Genomic DNA, 15,841 nt, shown 5'->3' with positions numbered 1-15,841 from the left:
GGTTTTGGTCGTGTCGGTGGTTATAGTGGTGGGGAAACGCCCGGTCCCATTCCGAACCCGGAAGCTAAGCCCGCCTATGCTGATGGTACTGCACTCGGGAGGGTGTGGGAGAGTAAGTCACCGCCGACACCACAACTCAAAAACGTATAAGGAAAGCACCCGTTGCCGGTTATCACCGGTGACGGGTGCTTTTCCGTATGCGCATATTTTCTCCGATTGGATTTCAATGGTGAACCGGGGTATTGCGCGCTATTTCGCATTCGTTTTTTGAGGCGGATTTTAATTCCAGCCTGCGGTGCGGAAAACCCGCGGCTTGCCGCTCAGGGGATCGGTGAACGACAACTCCACCGACTTCAGCATCAGCGGGCGGTCGAACTCGCCCCAGCCGTCGGGGCGGATCTCGGGGTAGAGCGGGTCGTTGCAGATCGGCACGCCGGCGGAGTTCATGTGCACCCGCAGCTGGTGCGTCTTTCCGGTCCTCGGATGGAGGCGGTAGACGCCCCAAGGAGGTCGGGTGGAGGTTTCGGGACGACAGGATCCGTCGACGATCGAGTGGTCTCCCGCGAAGGGGACAACCGACTCCAGTTCGGTCACGGCGTTGACCTCCCCGGGCACCTCACGGGCCTGCAGCACCCCACGGGTCTTCTCGATGCGGCTGGACAACACGATTCCACCGTCGGGGCCCTCGCGCGCGGCCGGCAGGCCGGCGCCCAGTCGTGCCGCAAGCCCCGCGTCAAAGCGCGCCACGGCCTCATAGGTCTTGGACACCTGTCCGGACTCGAAGAGCCCCTGGTAGGCGCCCCTGATCTCGCGGTGGTTGGTGCACAGCACCAGACCCGAGGTCGCCCGGTCCAGGCGGTGCGCCGGCGTGATCTCCTCGTTGCCGGTCGCCCGGCGGAGCCGCACGACCAGCGTCTCGGTCACGTACGCGCCGCGCGGCATCGTCGCCAGAAACGGCGGTTTGTCCACCACCGTGACGTCATCGTCGGCGTAGATGACCTTCAGCTTGCCCGGTACGGGTACCTCGGGCGCGGGCATGCGGTAGAACCACACGTCCGTGCCCGCGGTGAGTTCCTTGTCTGGGGCGAGCGGCGCGGCGTCGGCAAGCACCACCTCGCCGCGAGTGAAACGCGCCCGCACGGCCGTCTCGTCGTCATGGGGGTGGCGGTGGCGCTGCCCGCGCACCGCGGCACTCACCAGCTCGAAGGCGGTCACCGTGCGGCCCTCGGGCACGCGCAGCCGGCTCGCCGTCAGCCCGTCGCGCGGCGGCAACGGCGCCGATCTCCTTCGGCGACGGGGGAGGGAGGCGGGCGTCGATCCGGGGGTCGCACGCCCGTCCTTCCCCGGCGTCGCCGGATCCCGGGCCGTTGAGCCCGGATAAGGTTCGTCGCTGTGTAGTACCATTGTCGGCATGGATCTTAACGCAATTCTGACCCCCATCGTCGAGTTCTTCTCCACCGACCTCGGCCAGGTCATCGGCCGGTTCCTGACCGCCGTCTACGAGTTCCTCTACCCGGCGAACTCCGAGGCCCCGCACGAGGTCGTCATCCCGGAGTAGGACTCCGGCCGCATCCCCCGTGGTGACGGGGTTCCTTCGGGCTACCCCGTGTGGGCAATGCCATCGACAACATCCGTCACCCCCGGAATGTAGACTGAAAGTGTGAGACGCGGTCGTCTCCGTCGGATGAGCGACCGGGACAACACCGAGAACCATTCGACTCACAGAAAGGTCGATCAAGATGCCTCAGGAAGACATCATCGTCGTAGCCGTCGACGGCTCGAAGGCCTCGCACGTTGCGGTCCGCTGGGCGGCGAACACCGCCATGAAGCGCGGTGTGCCGCTGCGCCTCGCCTCGAGCTACACGATGCCGCAGTACCTCTACGCCGAGGGCATGGTCCCGCCGCAGGAGCTCTTCGACGACCTCCAGGCCGAGACCATGGAGAAGATCGACGAGGCCCGCGAGATCGCCCACCAGGCGGCCCCGGACATCAAGATCGGCCACACCGTCGCCGAGGGCTCCCCGATCGACATGCTGCTCGAGATGTCGAAGTCCGTGACCATGATCGTCATGGGTTCCCGCGGTCTCGGCGGCCTGTCCGGCATGGTGATGGGTTCGGTCTCCGCCGCTGTCGTCTCCCACGCCTCCTGCCCGGTCGTGGTCGTCCGTGAGGACAACAACGTCGACGAGACAACCAAGTACGGCCCCGTCGTCGTCGGCGTGGACGGCTCCGAGGTCTCCCAGAAGGCCACCGAATTCGCCTTCGCCGAGGCCGAGGCCCGCGGCGCCGAGCTCGTGGCCGTCCACACCTGGATGGACATGCAGGTCCAGGCCTCCCTGGCCGGCCTCTCGGCCGCCCAGCAGCAGTGGGAGGAGATCGAGGGCGAGCAGCAGCAGCTCCTCGACGAGCGCCTCGCCGACCTCGTGGCCAAGTACCCGAAGGTCGACGTCAAGAAGCTGATCACCCGCGACCGCCCGATCCGCGCGCTGGTCGACGCCGCCGAGGGCGCCCAGCTGCTCGTCGTCGGCTCCCACGGCCGCGGCGGCTTCAAGGGTATGCTGCTCGGCTCCACCTCGCGCGCCCTGCTGCAGTCCGCGCCCTGCCCGATGATGGTGGTCCGCCCGGACACCCACTAGGCGCTCAGCGTGCCGGTATAACGGTTCGATGAATTAATCGCGCCAAACGCCGTCGATCCTGGAAACGGGGATCGGCGGCGTTTACCATTGGGGCGGGCGGTCAATGTATCGCACACGTAATAAAACAATTCAGAGCAAAGGATACTCATCATGCTGGGTCTCGGAATTATCGGTTGGATCGTCATCGGTGGCCTCGCCGGCTGGATCGCCTCCAAGATCAAGGGCACCGACGCTCAGCAGGGCCTCCTGCTGAACATCGTCGTCGGCGTCGTCGGCGGCCTCATCGGCGGCTGGCTGCTCGGCTTCTTCTTCGACGTCGAGTCGGCGGGCTGGTTCTTCAGCTTCCTGACCTGCCTCCTGGGCGCGGTCATCCTGCTGTCGATCGTCCAGTTCTTCACCAAGAAGAAGTAGCACCGTCGGCGGAATTACATTCCGCCTCGGGACAGAAACCCGTCGGGCACCAGCCCGGCGGGTTTTTCGTGGCGCGGGGTCGGTGCGGACTGCGCGACGCCCGGGTCGTGCGCCCCGCGCGACTTCCACCCCCGCCGCACGGACGCGCCGGGGCCGCAGCCCGCGACGTCGTCAATCTCACGGGTGTGGACCGCCCCCACCAAATGAAGTGAACGTACCGGTTTGTCTAGTATGGTGGTGCACGGATTCGACGGAAACCACACCCGAAAGGACGAGCAGCCAGGTGGCCACCTCGAGCACCACGAAAAAGAAGAAGGCGACGGGAACGGGCCGTAAGACCGGCCGGCGCCGCTCGCGGCCGAGCCCACGCGAGCGCCTGTTGGCCTCCGCGACCAACCTGTTCACCACCGAGGGCATCCGCGTCATCGGCATCGACCGCATCCTGCGCGAGGCCGACGTGGCCAAGGCGTCGCTGTACTCGCTCTACGGTTCCAAGGACGCGCTGGTGGTGGCGTACCTGGAGAACCTCGACAAGAACTGGCGCGAGGCGTGGGCCGAGCGCACCAAGGAGATGACGGACCCGGAGGACAAGATCCTCGCGTTCTTCGACCAGTGCATCGACGACTGCGAGAAGGAGAACTTCCGCGGCTCGCACTTCCAGAACGCCGCCAACGAGTACCCGCGGCCCGACACGGACTCCGAGAAGCTCATCGTCGCCACCGTCATGGCGCACCGCCGCTGGTGTCAGGAGACGCTGACCGCGCTTCTCGACGAGAAGAACGGCTACCCCTCGGCCTCCCAGGCCAACCAGCTGCTCATCTTCCTCGACGGCGGCCTGGCCGGCGCCCGCCTGCTGCGCGACGTAGCACCCCTGCGCACTGCGCGCGACCTGGCCCGCCAGCTGCTCTCCGCGCCCCCGGCCGACTACTCGATCTAGCCGGAGCTCAATTTCCGACGCCGTCCTGGTCGGCGTCGGCGCGCCCTAGCCGCGCCTGCGATGGCGCCCGCGCTGCGCGCGGTCGGTGCGCCGGGCGCTCTTCTTCACGCGGTGCCGGCCGCCCTTCTGCGCGGGTGCCGCGGGTTCGGCGGGCGCTTCCGTTTCTCCGGTGGTCTTTGCGCCCTCTGCCTCGGCCTTGTCGTTCTCGGCCTTGGCCTGGGCCTCCTTCTCCTCGCGCTTCTTGCGCGCCGCCTCGAGCGCGGCCGCGTGCATGGCGAGGAACTTCTCGCTGTCGTAGGGGATCAGCGTGGCGTCCTTCTCGGGACCGGCCCACTGGCGGGCGGCCGTCAGCCCCTTCTTGGCCTGCAGCTTCTGCGCGCGCATGAAGCTGCGCTCGCGGCCCTTGGCCTGGGCGCGCGCCTTGGCCGCGACCTTCTTGAGGGCCTTCTGCTCGGCCTTCTCCTTCTTGTGCGCCTTCTTCTCCGCGCGCAGCTCCCGGTGCAGCGCCGGGGCCTTCCACGGCGCGACGAACATCAGTGCGCGCTTGCCGCGGCGGCGCCACTTGGTCCGCCGGCGCTCCGCGCTGCGCTCCTTGTGCGCGCCGCGGCGTTCCCTGCGGAAGGCGCGGAACTCGTCGGTGATCGGGTAGCGCGTCTGCAGGAAGAAGTACATGATCGCCTGCTGGCTGAGCGTCCAGAGGTTGTTGGCGAACCAGTACAGCACGATCGCCACGGGCAGCGGCCCGTTCCAGCCGGCGTTGAAGAGCATCAGCGGCATCAGGATGAGCATGCCGATGAAGAAGCGGTTCATCACGATCGCCGAGCGCGAGTCCCAGTTGAACTGCTCGAAGTTGCGGAAGATCGATAGCCCCATGTTCAACGTCGTGAACGAGACGGCCAGCACCAGGATCGGCAGCACGAAGTGGGCGACCGCCGAGCTGGTGGTGCCGAGCTCGGAGAGCAGCGCCGGGTCCATCGTGCGGTAGGCCGGCAGCGGCACGTCGCGCACCGTGGTCTCCAGGAAGGAGGCGACGTCGTCGGAGTTGAGGAACCCGATGCCGGAGTGCTCGGCGTCGATGCCCTCCTCCGGGCGGGCCATGCGCACGATGACGCGGTACAGGCCGAGGAACGCCGGGATCTGGATCAGCGGCGGCACGCAGCCGGCCAGCGGCTTGTAGTTGTAGCGGTCGTAGAGCTCCCGGGTGCGCCGCTGGTGCTCGGCCGCGCCGCTGCGGTCGGTGCGCTCGCCGAGGTCCTCGTTGATCTGCCGCAGCTCCGGCATCATCAGCGCCATCGTGCGGCCCGACTTGTACTGGAACCAGAAGAACGGCGTGATCAGCCCGCGCACCGTGATGACCAGGCCGACCAGGGAGAGTACCCAGGCGATCGAGCCGTCGAGCCCGAGGACCGAGTGCAGCAGCAGATGCCACAGCTTCATGATCCCGGAGACCGGGTACGCGAACGCGTCGAGCACGCGGGGGACCTCCCTTCAGGCCCGAGAGTCGGGGCGGTTGCCCTGAGCGGCGGTGGAGTACAATTCACCTATGATACGTGGCCGCCACAACTCCCCGGAGGCGACACGGGAGCGCCCCAGGTTGAGCGTGCGGCAGGTCCGCGGCGAGCTGCTCGTCATCGTCGGTGCGCTGTGTCTGCTCTTCGCCTTCTACGAGTCCTTCTGGACCAACCTCGAGTCCGGCCGCCTGCAGGACGACAAGGGCACCCACCTCGACGACGCCTGGGTGGCCGCCCGCGACAACCCGCGGCGGGTGATCCAGCCCGAGGCCGGCGACGCCTTCGCCTGACTGACCGTGCCCGCCTTCGGCTCCGACTTCCGCTTCGCCGTGGTCGAGGGCACCGACGACGCCGCGCTCAAGGCCGGCCCCGGCCGCTACCCGAGCACCCAGATGCCGGGCGAGCCGGGCAACTTCGCCGTCGCCGGACACCGGGTGGGCAAGGGCGCGCCCTTCAACGACCTGGGCCGCCTGGAGATCAGCGACGAGCTCGTCGTCGAGACCCGCGAGGCCGTCTTCACCTACCGGGTGCTGCCCATGGACGCCGACCCCGAGGGGCGCCGGGCCGCGGCGGAGGCGTGCCTGGCGCCCGGGCAGGTTGACCGGGTCGCCGCCGGCGACTACGCGGGGATCTTCGGCCGCCAGATCACCACGCCCTCCGACACCTCGGTGCTCGAGCCGCTGCCCGGCGTCGCGGGCGCCGTCGAGCGCGACGGCCTGGAGTCGCTGATCACGCTGACGACGTGCCACCCGCAGTTCTCCAACGCCGAGCGCATGATCATCCACGGGATGCTCACCGGTGTGGAGACCAAGCCGGGCGCCCCGCAGCCCGCGGCGGCCGAGGGGGACTCGGGCGCGGCGGCCGAGCCCGCACCGGAGGAGCCCGTCGAGCTGGCACCCGACGAGGCCGCCGAGACCGCACCCGAGGGAGGTGAGTGAACCGATGATCCTCTACCTGTGGCAGCGCATCCCCGGCCCGAGGGCGATCAAGGCGCTGGTGGCCCTGGCGATCCTGGTCGGCCTGTTCTTCCTGCTCATGGAGGTCGTCTTCCCGTGGGGCTCCACGCTGATGCCCTACCAGGACGTCGCGGTCTCCTGAACCGCGGAGGCTAGAGCCCGAGGTTGGCGATGACCTCGCGGGCGACCGCCTCGGCCTTGACCGACTGCGCCTGGTCGCTGAAGACGACCACGGCCGTCGGCCCCTTGGTCACCGCGTAGAGCGCACCCCACGGCGCCTCGACGAGCTCACCGCCGGTGCGCCCGCCCGACCAGCCGTCGATCTCCTCGGCCGGGTTCGTCTTCTCGATCGGCGCGGCGCGGTCGACCACGGCCGTCGCCTCCTCCGGCGAGGCCATGTGCCGCACGCTGACCTGCAGCTGCGGGTCCTCTCCGTAGGACCAGAACACGCAGGCCGGGGTGGTGGACCGCTCGTCGATGCCCTGCCCGGTGCCCTTTTGGCCGTTGGTGCGCGCCACCCACTCGGAGTCGAGGTAGGGGCACGCGGCACCGTTGTCGCGCCCGTCGGGCACCTCGGGGTCCGCCGCCACTGGCAGCCCGTCCGGCGCCGCTGCGCCGGCGGCGTCCGCGCCGCCCTCGGAGCCCACGGCGACGTCGGTCGCGGCGGTGGTGGGCGCGGCGTCGTCAATCTCTTGCCCGCCCTGCGCGGAGCAGGCGGTGAGGGCGACGACGGCGCCGAGTGCGACGCACGCGGAAAGGCGCGGCAGGCGCCTGGGTAGGCTACGGAGCATGAGCACCAGCTTAGAGCGGCGCGCTCCCGAGGCTGCCGGGGGCGAGGGGCTGCGCAACGGCCAGTACATCCTCACCTCGGTGGTGCTGATCCTCTCGGTGGTCGCCAGCATCGAGATGCCGGTCAACCTCGCGCTGCTCAACCTGCTGCTGTGCGGAGCGTTCACCTTCGTCTACTTCTCCGGCACCGTCGACTGGCCGCGTTGGCCGGCGCTCGCCCAGTGGGCCTGGGTGACCGCGCTGAGCGTGGTGTGGCTGCTGATGCTGCCGGTCAACGACGTCTCGATCTATTTGATCCTGAGCCTCTTCTTCGTCTACCTGGCCGTCTTCAACGACTGGCGCGGCGTGGCCGCCGTGGTCGCCGCGACCCTGATGTCGATCCTGATCCAGATCCCCGACGGGCTGACCCTCGGCGGCGTGGTGGGCCCGGCCATCTCGGCGCTGGTGGTCGTGGCCATCCACGTCGCCTACCGGAAGCTGTGGCAGGTTTCGCGGGAGCGCAGCGAGCTGATCGAGGAGCTGATGGCCACCCGCAACGAGCTCGCCGAGACCCAGCACGCCGCCGGCATCGTCGCCGAGCGCGAGCGCATCGCCCACGAGATCCACGACACCGTCGCCCAGGGCCTGTCCAGCATCCAGATGCTGCTGCACGCCGCCGAGCGCGACCTGGCGGCCACCGGGCTCGACGAGGAGGCCCAGGCGCCGGTGCGCATGCGCATCGACCAGGCGCGCCAGAGCGCCCAGGACAACCTCGCCGAGGCGCGCGCGATGATCGCCGCGCTGCAGCCGGCCAGCCTCTCGGAGGGCTCGCTCGAGGACGCGCTGCGCCGGGTGGCGCGCAGCTTCGGCGCCAGCGGCGAGATCGACATCGACGTCGACGTCGAGGGCGATCCGGCCGTGCTGCCGATGAAGGCCGAGGCGATGCTGCTGCGCGTCGCCCAGGGCGCGGTGGGCAACGTGGTCAAGCACTCCGGGGCCACGCGCGCGCGCATCACACTGAGCTTCCTTCCCGACGCGACGCGTCTCGACGTCGTGGACAACGGCCACGGCTTCGACCCCGAGGCGCTCGCCGAGCGCCCGGCCGGACTGGGGCATGTGGGCCTCGACGCCATGCGCCGGCGCGCCGCCGAGGTCGGCGGGACGCTGACCGTCGAGTCCAGCCCGGGCAGCGGCACCGCCATCTCGGTGTCCGTGCCCGTCGCCGAGGGGGAGGAGCCGGGCGCCGGCGACGGTGCCGCCGGTGGTGCGGCGGGCGGCGCGCCGGGCGGCGCCGGGGCGCGCGGCTGACGCCGGCTTCCCCCGGTCGGGGGTTGGCCTACTGAAGGTGGGTGTCTAAACTCAACCAAAGAAGTACCCCCGTGCCCGGAATGATCCCGGGCGCGGGGTGCGGCCTGGCCGGCCGCCCCAGACGATCACACAGGTGAGGAGATGCCGTGGCGCGAAGCGTGATCCGAGTGCTGTTGGCCGATGACCACGAGATCGTCCGGATGGGCCTGCGCGCCATCCTGGACGGAGCGGAGGACATCGAGGTCATCGGGGAGGTCGCCACCGCCGACGCGGCCATCTCCGCCGCCCAGGCCGGCGGCATCGACGTGATCCTGATGGACCTGCGCTTCGGCGCCGGCGTGGAGGGCACCAAGCTGACCACCGGCGCCGAGGCCACCCGCGAGATCAAGGCCCGGATGAGCCACCCGCCGAAGGTGCTCGTGGTGACCAACTACGACACCGACGCCGACATCCTCGGCGCTATCGAGGCCGGTGCCGTGGGCTACCTGCTCAAGGACGCCCCGCCCGCCGAGCTGATCGCCGCGGTGCGCTCTGCGGCCGACGGCGACTCCGCGCTCTCGCCGGTGGTCGCCGACCGCCTGATGACGCGTGTGCGCACCCCGCGCTCCTCGCTGACCCCGCGCGAGCTCGAGGTGCTCAAGCTGGTGGCCGCCGGCTACTCCAACCGCGAGATCGGCCAGGAGCTCATGCTCTCCGAGGCGACCGTGAAATCGCACCTGGTGCACATCTACGACAAACTCGGCGTGCGCTCGCGCACCTCGGCGGTGGCCGAGGCCCGCGAACAGGGTGTCATTTAAGTCCTGTCTTCGGTTATGCACCGCTGAGTTGGTGGCCTGAGTTCGTGGCGTGAGGGCCTGAGTTAGTGGCCCGGGTCAGAGGCCGCGGAAGCCCCGGTGCCGTTCTCTATTTTCGGGGAACGGCACCGGGGCTTTCACGTGGTTGTGGCGCTGGCCGGGTGGCGCGGCGCCGGGGTCTAACTAATGCGCGCGGTTTTAGTGCGCGGCGTTGTAGGCCTCGATGATCTCGGAGGGGATCTTGCCGCGGTCGGCGACGTTCTTGCCCTGCTCCTGGGCCCACTTGCGGATCTCGCGGGCCTTCGAGCCGCGGGCCGCACCGCTGCGGCGGCGGCTCGAGCTGTTGGAGCCGGCGCGCACCGGGGTGGCCTTCTCGATGTAGGGCTCGAGGACCTTGTGGAACTCCTCCGCGTGCTCAGGGGAGAGGTCCAGGGTGTAGTGATTGCCGTTGACGCTGAAACGGATCACTTTCATCGTGTTCTCGTCCAACGGAGTGTCATCGAGATCGTCAAAGTACTGGACGACTTCCTTGCGTGCCAATTGGTTCACCTCAATAAATCCATTGTCTTCGTGGATGTTCCGGAATCGGCCACGGGTAAGGACCGGAACGCCAATTCCGCTATCGTTTTTTATTTTGCACGTTTGGTGGGCATTCGGCAATACACCGGAATTTGAAATAGGCGGTATTGCATCACAAAAAGGCCGGGGCGGAAAATCCCGCCCCGGCCGTCACAGGGGACATTCTGCGTAACAGAACGCGGGCGCCGTCTTCGCGGTGCGGGCGTGAATCAGGCCAGCTTCGCGTGCACCTGGTCGGTCAGCGACTCGAGGTCGCGGCCGATGGCGTCGTGGGCGCGGCGGCGCTGCTCCGGCGTCATGTACTCGGCGTTGTCCACGGCGGTGGCCAGCTCGTCGAGGCGGTTGTTGACGTCCTCGCGGAAGCCGGACTTCAGCGGGGCGTCCTTGACGGAGTTGCGCACGCCCTGGATGCGCGCCTTCAGCGAGGCGCCGTAGCCGGAGAACTGCGCCAGCTGCTCGGAGGTGACGCCGTAGCGACGCGCCCGGCGGGCCTCGAGCTGCTCGCGGCCGGCGGTGACGGCGCGGTAGACGACCGGGATGAGCAGCGGGGTCAGCAGGCGGGCGGCGCCGGCCCAGCGCTTGACCTTGTCCTTGCTGAAGCGGCCGGCCTTAATCTGGGCCAGCTGGTTCTCCGCCATCTTCTTCTCGTGCTTGCGCCGGGCCTTGAGCCCCTTCTGCTCGGCCTTGATCAGCTGCTTCTCCTGGCGGGCCAGGAGCTTCTCCCGGCGCTCGGCGGCCTTGTGCCGGGCCTTGACCTCACTGGCCGCGCGCTTCTTGGCGGCCTTGATCTCGGCGGTGGCGCGCACGCGGCTCTTGTGCAGGGAGGAGAGAATGCCCATGGTGAACGAAGTCCTTCGGGTAGTCGGCGTCAATTTCCCGGGGTCAAAAAGGGGCCGGGGCGGTGTTTCCGTCCCAACCTTACCCGCCGTCTCCGACCGCGACCCGGGGATCCACGCGGTCCGGGGCATGACTCGCACGCTGCCGCGACCGCGGCGGGTGGGGGAGTACCGTCAGGCCGCCTCGGCGGGGTGCCGCCGCTGCCAGAGCAGCAGCACCACGGCCACGGTGGTGACCAGCAGCGAGCCCAGGGTCAGCCAGGCGATCAGGCCGGACCAGCCGAAGCTCAGGAAGATGAAGCCGCTGACCCAGCCGATCACCGAGGAGCCGACGTAGTAGCAGAACAGGTACATGCTCGAGGCCTCGGCGCGGTTCTCGGTGGCGATCGCTCCGACCCAGCTCGAGGCGATCGAGTGCATGGCGAAGAACCCGGCGGTGAACACGAAGAGGCCCGCGATCGTCGCCGCCAGCCACGGCAGCGCGCTGAGCAGGACGCCCGCGACCATGGAGGCCGCGCTGACGGCCATGACGGGGCCCTTGCCGAAGCGTGAGGCGTAGTTGCCGGCGCGCGCCGAGGACCAGGTGCCCGACAAATACATCAGGAACACCGCGCCGACGAGCGCCTCGGAGAGCCCGAAGCGGTCGATCATGCGGAACCCCATGAAGTTGTACAGGGAGACGAACGTGCCCATGCCCGTGAAGGCGGTCAGGAACAGCAGCGCCAGACGCGGGTTGGACCAGTGGCCGACCATCGCGCGCAGCTCGGAGCGCGCGTGGATCTCCTTGGGCCGGAAGAACCGCTGCTTGGGCAGCAGCGCCCACAGTGCCGCGGCCATGACCACGGCCCACAGCGCGGCGGTGAGCATCGCCCAGCGCCACGTGGAGAACTCCAGCACCCCGGCCGGGATCAGACGCCCCGTCAGCCCGCCGACCGTGTTGCCGGCGATGTACAGGCCCATCGCCCGCGGCAGGTCGCGGCCGTCGATCTCCTCGCTCAGCCAGGTCATCGCCACCGCGGGCACGCCGGCGATGACCGCCCCCTGCAGGCCGCGCAGCGCGATGAGCACCGCGGGGTCCGTGAAGGCGGGGATGAGCAGGCCGAGCAGCGAGGCCAGTACCGCCGAGGTGATCAGCACCGGCCCGCGCCCGAGGCGCTCGGAGAGGATCGAGGCCGGCACGATGCACACGGCGAGCATGCCCGTGGCCGCCGAGACCAGCAGCGCGGCGGTGGAGGCATCGATGCCCAGCTCGCTGACGAAGGTCGGCAGGATCGCCTGCGTGGAGTACAGCGCGTTGAAGGTCGCCAGCCCCGCGCACAGCATCGCCAGCGTCGCGCGCCGGTAGCCCGTCGTGCCGTGGCGCAGGCCACCGTCGCCGACGTCCGCGCCCGCCTCGGGCGTGGCCGGGGACGCCGCGTCGCGCGCGGCGTCGGAAATCGGTGCGTGCTCGTCCCTGGATGCGGCCATGGCAGCATCATGCCCGGCACGCGCCCATGAGTAAAATGTCAGAAACAGCGCTAACCCATGCAGGAAGTGAATGACATGTCCGAGGTGACGCTCACCGACCTCTCCGGGTTCCTCGCGCTTGCCGACGCCGCGGTGGCCGAGCGTGCGTCGCTGACGGACGTCGCCGCCCAGTTGGGCGTGTCCCAGCCGACGCTGTCGCGTCGGATCAGGCGCGTCGAGGAGCACGTCGGCGCCGAACTCTTCGACCGCGACGGCCGGCGCATCGCGCTCAACGCGCGCGGGCAGGCCTTCCTCGACCACGCGCGCCGGGCCGGCCACGAGATCGAGCGCGGCACCGCCCTGGTGCGCCGCCTGATGGACCCCGAGCGCGGCACCGTGCGCCTGGACTTCATGCACTCCCTGGGCACCTGGCTGGTGCCGCGGCTGCTGCGCAGCTACCGCCTGGCGCACCCGAACGTCGAGATCGCGCTGCACCAGGGCGCGGCGCGCCACCTGGTCGACCGGGTGCTCAGCGGGGCGGCCGACGTCGCGCTCGTGGGACCCGCACCCGCCCCCGAGCTGCGCGACCGGCTGCGCTGGCACCCGCTGCGCGCCCAGCGCCTGGCCCTCGCGCTGCCGCAGGAGCACCGGCTGGCCGTCGGTGCCGCGGGCCGCCCGCTGGCCCTGGGCGAGGTCGCCGAGGAGCCGTTCATCGGCATGCTGCCCGGCTACGGCACCCGCATCCTGCTCGACCGGCTGGCAGCCCAGGCGGGCTTCCGGCCGCGCTTCGTCTTCGAGTCGATGGAGCTGACCACGGTGACCGGGCTGGTCTCGGCGGGGCTCGGAGTGGCCCTTCTGCCCATGGATGACCCCTACCTCGCGCCGACCGGGCTGGTGCTGCGCCCGCTGGACCCGCCCGCCTACCGCGATCTGGGCGTGGTGTGGCGCCGCGAGACCCGGCCCGCCCCGCCGGTGGACCAGTTCCGCAGATTCGTCGTCGGCACCGCTGGCGACGACGCCCCGGGTGCGGGATGATCGGACGCATGACACAGGGCACACCGAACGGATCCGACGGCAACCGCTGGGAGGAGGGCAACCGGTGGGAGCAGGCCGACCAGGGTGATCCGGGGCAGTACGGTCCGGGCCGGCCTGGGCCGCAGGACCAGTACGGGCAGGAGCGGCACGGTGACCCCGGTCAGCCGGGCCAGTACGGCCAGGGGCAGTACAGCCCGCACGACCAGCCCGGGCTGCAGGGTCAGCCCGGGCCCGGCGGCGGCCTGCTCGAGCAGAACGCGCTGATGTTCCAGCAGGTCACCGGGTTCATGAGCAACAACTTCGAGGTCACGGACCTCGTGGGAACCCCGGTGGGCCAGATCATCACCGGCGGCTCCGGGCTGTCGCGCGCCTTCCTCGGCTCGCGCAAGCTGACCGTCTCCGAGCTGGACGGCACCCCGGTCGTGCTCGTCGACGACGTCATCTCGTTCGGCTTCGACCGCTTCACCCTCGCCGACCCCAACGGCAACGAGCTCGCCCAGCTCAAGACCAAGCTGAGCTTCCTGCGCACGCGCGTCGGCATGGAGCTGGCCGGCGGGCACAGCATGGAGCTGACCGGCAACGTGCTCGGCTTCGAGTTCAACTTCGAGATCGACGGGCGCCAGGCCGCGCGCGTGACCCGGGAGTGGGCGGGCGTGGGCCGCGCCTTCCTGGGCCACTCGCGCTACCGGCTCGACATCGACCCGGCGCTGCCGGCCTGGTTGCGCGCCGCGGTCATCGGCGGGGTCGTCGTGCTCGACCTCATCCGCGCCAAGGCCGACAACTGAACCGGCTGCCGGGCCGGCGCGCACCGGCCCACGGCTGAACGCCGGCTCAAACGGCGCGCACCGTCAGCGTCATGCCGCGGGTGCGGTGCCCGGCGATGGTGCACCAGCCCTCGAGCGTGCCCTCCACGACGCCGAGGTCGACCTCCGTCGACTCGCCCGGGGTCAGCCTGCCCGAGCGCGCCCCGTTGGCCATGGCCAGGTCGTGGGCGGTGGAGTCCTCGTTGACCAGCTCGAGGATCACGTGGGAGCCTGCGGGGACCTCCACGATGTCGGGGGAGAAGACCATGTCGCCGGCCGTGACCTCCACCCGCACCGCGTCCGCGTCACCGGCGGGCGCCGACGCCCCTCCCGAGCCGCCCGAGCCGCCCGGACCGGCGGCGCCCGCAGCCCCGCTCAGCCCGCCGAAGCAGGCGATGAGCAGCGCGATGAGCGCCACCGCCAGCCCGGCCTGGCCCGCGGCCCCGGACGTCCCGGAGTCGCCGTCGGCACGGTCGCCGGAACCTCCGGCCCCGTCCCCCGCGCCCTCCCCGGCGAGCTGCACGCGCGCCGCGCGCACCAGCAGCACCGGCACCGCGACCAGCACGCCGACGCAGATGAAGGAGGCGAGCACCTTCAGCCAGGAGTTCTCGGCGAGCTGCCACACCGCGAACGAGAGGTTGAACAACACGACGCGGAAAACCGCGCCGCCCGAGGCCACGGCCGTGCCCGCCGGGGCGCGGTGGCGAAGCCCCACGGGGACCAGGTGGCTGAGCGTGCCGAAGAGCAGCTGCGCGCCGAAGGCCACCAGCAGCGCGGTGGTCGGCGCGGCGGGCCCGGCCGCATCCCCGGCCCGGACCACCGCGACGGTGTACCAGGCCACGATGACCACCAGCCAGACCACCGCACAGGTCGCCGAGAGCGAGGGGTAGCTCGCCTTTCCCGCGCGCAGGGCGACCGGCAGCCAGCCGGAGAGCCCCGCCAGCCAGCCGGCGGCGTAGAGCACCAGGCCCGCGCACGCCACCGGCGCGAGATCGGCCGCGAACCCGACCGCGGCCAGCAGCGAGCCGGCGGTCACCCCGCCGAGCAGCAGGTACGGGCGACGCAGCAGCCTGTTGACCCGCCACAGCGCCGGGAAGAGCACGATCAGACTGGCCGCGGCGGCCAGCCCCACGAAGCCGAGGACCATCAGGCACACGTGCGCCGGGCGCAGCCGGTTGACCAGGCCGTCGGGTCCGGCGGACATGAACGCGCCCACCGCGGCCCCGCAGGCCATCAGCAGCCAGGAGGTCACGTAGCCTGCCACCGCCGGGGCGGTGCGCGGGGACCTGCCGCAGCGGCGGGCCTGCCGCAGGCGCCCGGCGATGACCAGGGCCTGGACCACGGCGGCCACGGCGATCAGCCCCGCCCCGCAGACGGTCAGCGACCAGGATTCCGCCCAGGCCTCGGCGGCGAGGTCGGCGGCGAGCATGGCCGCTGCACCGAGGTTGAACAGCGCGGCACGCCGCCGCGGGGTCGCCTCCGTGCGTGCCCGGGGCGCGCCGGGCTCCCGCCCGCCGGTGCGCTCGCCGCGGCGGGGCCGGGGCAGGAAGCGCACCGAGAGCCGCTCGCTCCACAGCAGCAGCGAGTTGCCCAGCACGCCGAGGGTGAAGGCGTGAATGAGCACCCACCGGTAGCCGGGTAGGAAGGGGTGGCCCAGTCCCGCGACCACCAGCACCGCCAGCCAGACGGCCGCGGGCCTGCCGACCTGGTCGAGCACCGCCCGACGCAGGCCGGGGCGGTCGATTCCGGGGGTGGGGGAGGTCTCGGCGGCGGCCTTCGGCGGGTGCGTGCTGTGCATGGTGTCCAGCCTAGACGCGGTTT

Annotated in this window: 16 protein-coding genes, 1 rRNA gene and 1 pseudogene; 11 read left to right on the top strand and 7 right to left on the bottom strand. The window is 70.4% G+C overall.

All coding sequences use genetic code 11. From position 1 onward, the window contains the following. Positions 1–12: 12 nt before the first annotated feature. Positions 13–129, top strand: a 5S ribosomal RNA gene (gene rrf / locus QQA02_RS05590). A 150-nt stretch (positions 130–279) separates the two neighbouring features. On the opposite strand, the gene QQA02_RS05585 is transcribed toward rrf, so the two are convergent. Beyond that, on the bottom strand, positions 280–1,272 hold the full coding sequence (locus tag QQA02_RS05585; protein ID WP_284773613.1) for a pseudouridine synthase: 993 nt from the start codon (positions 1,270–1,272) through the stop codon (positions 280–282). A gap of 139 nt (positions 1,273–1,411) precedes the next feature. Here QQA02_RS05585 and QQA02_RS05580 point away from each other — a divergent pair, with 139 nt between their 5' ends. The 4 genes from QQA02_RS05580 to QQA02_RS05565 all read left to right on the top strand — a co-directional run bounded on the left by QQA02_RS05580 (position 1,412) and on the right by QQA02_RS05565 (position 3,984). Beyond that, entirely contained in the window at positions 1,412–1,558 is a 147-nt protein-coding gene (locus tag QQA02_RS05580; RefSeq protein WP_284773614.1) for a hypothetical protein, read from the top strand. Between the two features lie 181 nt (positions 1,559–1,739). Beyond that, positions 1,740–2,636: a universal stress protein gene (locus QQA02_RS05575; RefSeq protein WP_284773615.1), complete on the top strand. Its 897-nt coding sequence runs from the start codon at positions 1,740–1,742 to the stop codon at positions 2,634–2,636. A gap of 150 nt (positions 2,637–2,786) precedes the next feature. Further along, positions 2,787–3,047 (top strand): GlsB/YeaQ/YmgE family stress response membrane protein, encoded by a 261-nt coding sequence (locus QQA02_RS05570; RefSeq protein ID WP_284773616.1) that lies wholly within the window; start codon positions 2,787–2,789, stop codon positions 3,045–3,047. Positions 3,048–3,330: 283 nt separating this feature from the next. After that, entirely contained in the window at positions 3,331–3,984 is a 654-nt protein-coding gene (locus tag QQA02_RS05565; RefSeq protein ID WP_284773617.1) for a TetR/AcrR family transcriptional regulator, read from the top strand. 45 nt (positions 3,985–4,029) lie between these two features. On the opposite strand, the gene yidC is transcribed toward QQA02_RS05565, so the two are convergent. Further along, positions 4,030–5,457 (bottom strand): membrane protein insertase YidC, encoded by a 1,428-nt coding sequence (yidC, locus tag QQA02_RS05560; protein WP_284773618.1) that lies wholly within the window; start codon positions 5,455–5,457, stop codon positions 4,030–4,032. 70 nt (positions 5,458–5,527) lie between these two features. On the opposite strand from yidC, the pseudogene QQA02_RS05555 reads away from it, so the two are divergent. Together QQA02_RS05555 and QQA02_RS05550 are read left to right on the top strand one after the other, a co-directional pair. Next, positions 5,528–6,433, top strand: a pseudogene (locus QQA02_RS05555) (class E sortase). Further along, the gene (locus QQA02_RS05550) at positions 6,426–6,593 is read left to right on the top strand and encodes a hypothetical protein (RefSeq protein ID WP_284863537.1); all 168 of its coding nucleotides are present in this window, start codon (positions 6,426–6,428) and stop codon (positions 6,591–6,593) included. Before QQA02_RS05555 ends, QQA02_RS05550 begins: the two are co-directional and overlap by 8 nt. A gap of 10 nt (positions 6,594–6,603) precedes the next feature. On the opposite strand, the gene QQA02_RS05545 is transcribed toward QQA02_RS05550, so the two are convergent. Further along, the gene (locus tag QQA02_RS05545) at positions 6,604–7,242 is read right to left on the bottom strand and encodes a DUF2020 domain-containing protein (protein ID WP_284773620.1); all 639 of its coding nucleotides are present in this window, start codon (positions 7,240–7,242) and stop codon (positions 6,604–6,606) included. Here QQA02_RS05545 and QQA02_RS05540 point away from each other — a divergent pair. Continuing rightward, positions 7,241–8,527, top strand: coding sequence for a sensor histidine kinase (locus QQA02_RS05540; protein ID WP_284773621.1), 1,287 nt, complete (start codon positions 7,241–7,243; stop codon positions 8,525–8,527). The two genes, QQA02_RS05545 and QQA02_RS05540, sit on opposite strands and share 2 nt — an antisense overlap. Positions 8,528–8,685: 158 nt before the next feature. Then, the gene (locus QQA02_RS05535; RefSeq protein WP_075664690.1) at positions 8,686–9,324 is read left to right on the top strand and encodes a LuxR C-terminal-related transcriptional regulator; all 639 of its coding nucleotides are present in this window, start codon (positions 8,686–8,688) and stop codon (positions 9,322–9,324) included. Between the two features lie 195 nt (positions 9,325–9,519). Here the strand turns inward: QQA02_RS05535 and QQA02_RS05530 are convergent, their stop codons facing one another. The 3 genes from QQA02_RS05530 to QQA02_RS05520 form a co-directional block, all read right to left on the bottom strand. Further along, positions 9,520–9,861 carry a histone-like nucleoid-structuring protein Lsr2 gene (locus QQA02_RS05530; protein ID WP_284773622.1) on the bottom strand — a complete coding sequence of 114 codons (342 nt, stop codon included), beginning with the start codon at positions 9,859–9,861 and terminating at the stop codon, positions 9,520–9,522. A 248-nt stretch (positions 9,862–10,109) separates the two neighbouring features. Next, positions 10,110–10,739 (bottom strand): DUF6474 family protein, encoded by a 630-nt coding sequence (locus QQA02_RS05525; RefSeq protein ID WP_284773623.1) that lies wholly within the window; start codon positions 10,737–10,739, stop codon positions 10,110–10,112. A gap of 171 nt (positions 10,740–10,910) precedes the next feature. Further along, positions 10,911–12,203, bottom strand: a complete 1,293-nt coding sequence (locus QQA02_RS05520) for an MFS transporter (protein WP_284773624.1) — start codon at positions 12,201–12,203, stop codon at positions 10,911–10,913. 57 nt (positions 12,204–12,260) lie between these two features. Here QQA02_RS05520 and QQA02_RS05515 point away from each other — a divergent pair, with 57 nt between their 5' ends. Together QQA02_RS05515 and QQA02_RS05510 are read left to right on the top strand one after the other, a co-directional pair. Next, positions 12,261–13,217, top strand: coding sequence for a LysR family transcriptional regulator (locus QQA02_RS05515; protein ID WP_284863527.1), 957 nt, complete (start codon positions 12,261–12,263; stop codon positions 13,215–13,217). An 8-nt stretch (positions 13,218–13,225) separates the two neighbouring features. Continuing rightward, the gene (locus QQA02_RS05510) at positions 13,226–14,002 is read left to right on the top strand and encodes an LURP-one-related/scramblase family protein (RefSeq protein ID WP_284773626.1); all 777 of its coding nucleotides are present in this window, start codon (positions 13,226–13,228) and stop codon (positions 14,000–14,002) included. Between the two features lie 46 nt (positions 14,003–14,048). Here QQA02_RS05510 and QQA02_RS05505 read toward each other — a convergent pair whose 3' ends face one another. Next, positions 14,049–15,818 (bottom strand): cupredoxin domain-containing protein, encoded by a 1,770-nt coding sequence (locus QQA02_RS05505; RefSeq protein WP_284773627.1) that lies wholly within the window; start codon positions 15,816–15,818, stop codon positions 14,049–14,051. Between the last annotated feature and the right edge of the window lie 23 nt (positions 15,819–15,841).

It is taken from the genome of Corynebacterium sp. MSK006 (genome assembly GCF_030232385.1).
In the GTDB taxonomy this organism is placed as follows: domain Bacteria; phylum Actinomycetota; class Actinomycetes; order Mycobacteriales; family Mycobacteriaceae; genus Corynebacterium; species Corynebacterium frankenforstense_A.
Note: the sequence above shows the minus strand (reverse complement) of the source record. Positions and strands in the feature narration are given on the sequence as shown.

What these genes read in the sequence shown, in the direction of transcription:
- QQA02_RS05580 (WP_284773614.1), top strand. Translation starts at nt 1,412, where the DNA reads ATGGATCTTAACGCAATTCTGACCCCCATCGTCGAGTTCTTCTCCACC.
- QQA02_RS05575 (WP_284773615.1), top strand. Translation starts at nt 1,740, where the DNA reads ATGCCTCAGGAAGACATCATCGTCGTAGCCGTCGACGGCTCGAAGGCC.
- QQA02_RS05570 (WP_284773616.1), top strand. Translation starts at nt 2,787, where the DNA reads ATGCTGGGTCTCGGAATTATCGGTTGGATCGTCATCGGTGGCCTCGCC.
- QQA02_RS05540 (WP_284773621.1), top strand. Translation starts at nt 7,241, where the DNA reads ATGAGCACCAGCTTAGAGCGGCGCGCTCCCGAGGCTGCCGGGGGCGAG.
- QQA02_RS05545 (WP_284773620.1), bottom strand. Translation starts at nt 7,242, where the DNA reads ATGCTCCGTAGCCTACCCAGGCGCCTGCCGCGCCTTTCCGCGTGCGTC.
- QQA02_RS05525 (WP_284773623.1), bottom strand. Translation starts at nt 10,739, where the DNA reads ATGGGCATTCTCTCCTCCCTGCACAAGAGCCGCGTGCGCGCCACCGCC.
- QQA02_RS05520 (WP_284773624.1), bottom strand. Translation starts at nt 12,203, where the DNA reads ATGGCCGCATCCAGGGACGAGCACGCACCGATTTCCGACGCCGCGCGC.
- QQA02_RS05515 (WP_284863527.1), top strand. Translation starts at nt 12,261, where the DNA reads ATGCAGGAAGTGAATGACATGTCCGAGGTGACGCTCACCGACCTCTCC.
- QQA02_RS05510 (WP_284773626.1), top strand. Translation starts at nt 13,226, where the DNA reads ATGACACAGGGCACACCGAACGGATCCGACGGCAACCGCTGGGAGGAG.
- QQA02_RS05505 (WP_284773627.1), bottom strand. Translation starts at nt 15,818, where the DNA reads ATGCACAGCACGCACCCGCCGAAGGCCGCCGCCGAGACCTCCCCCACC.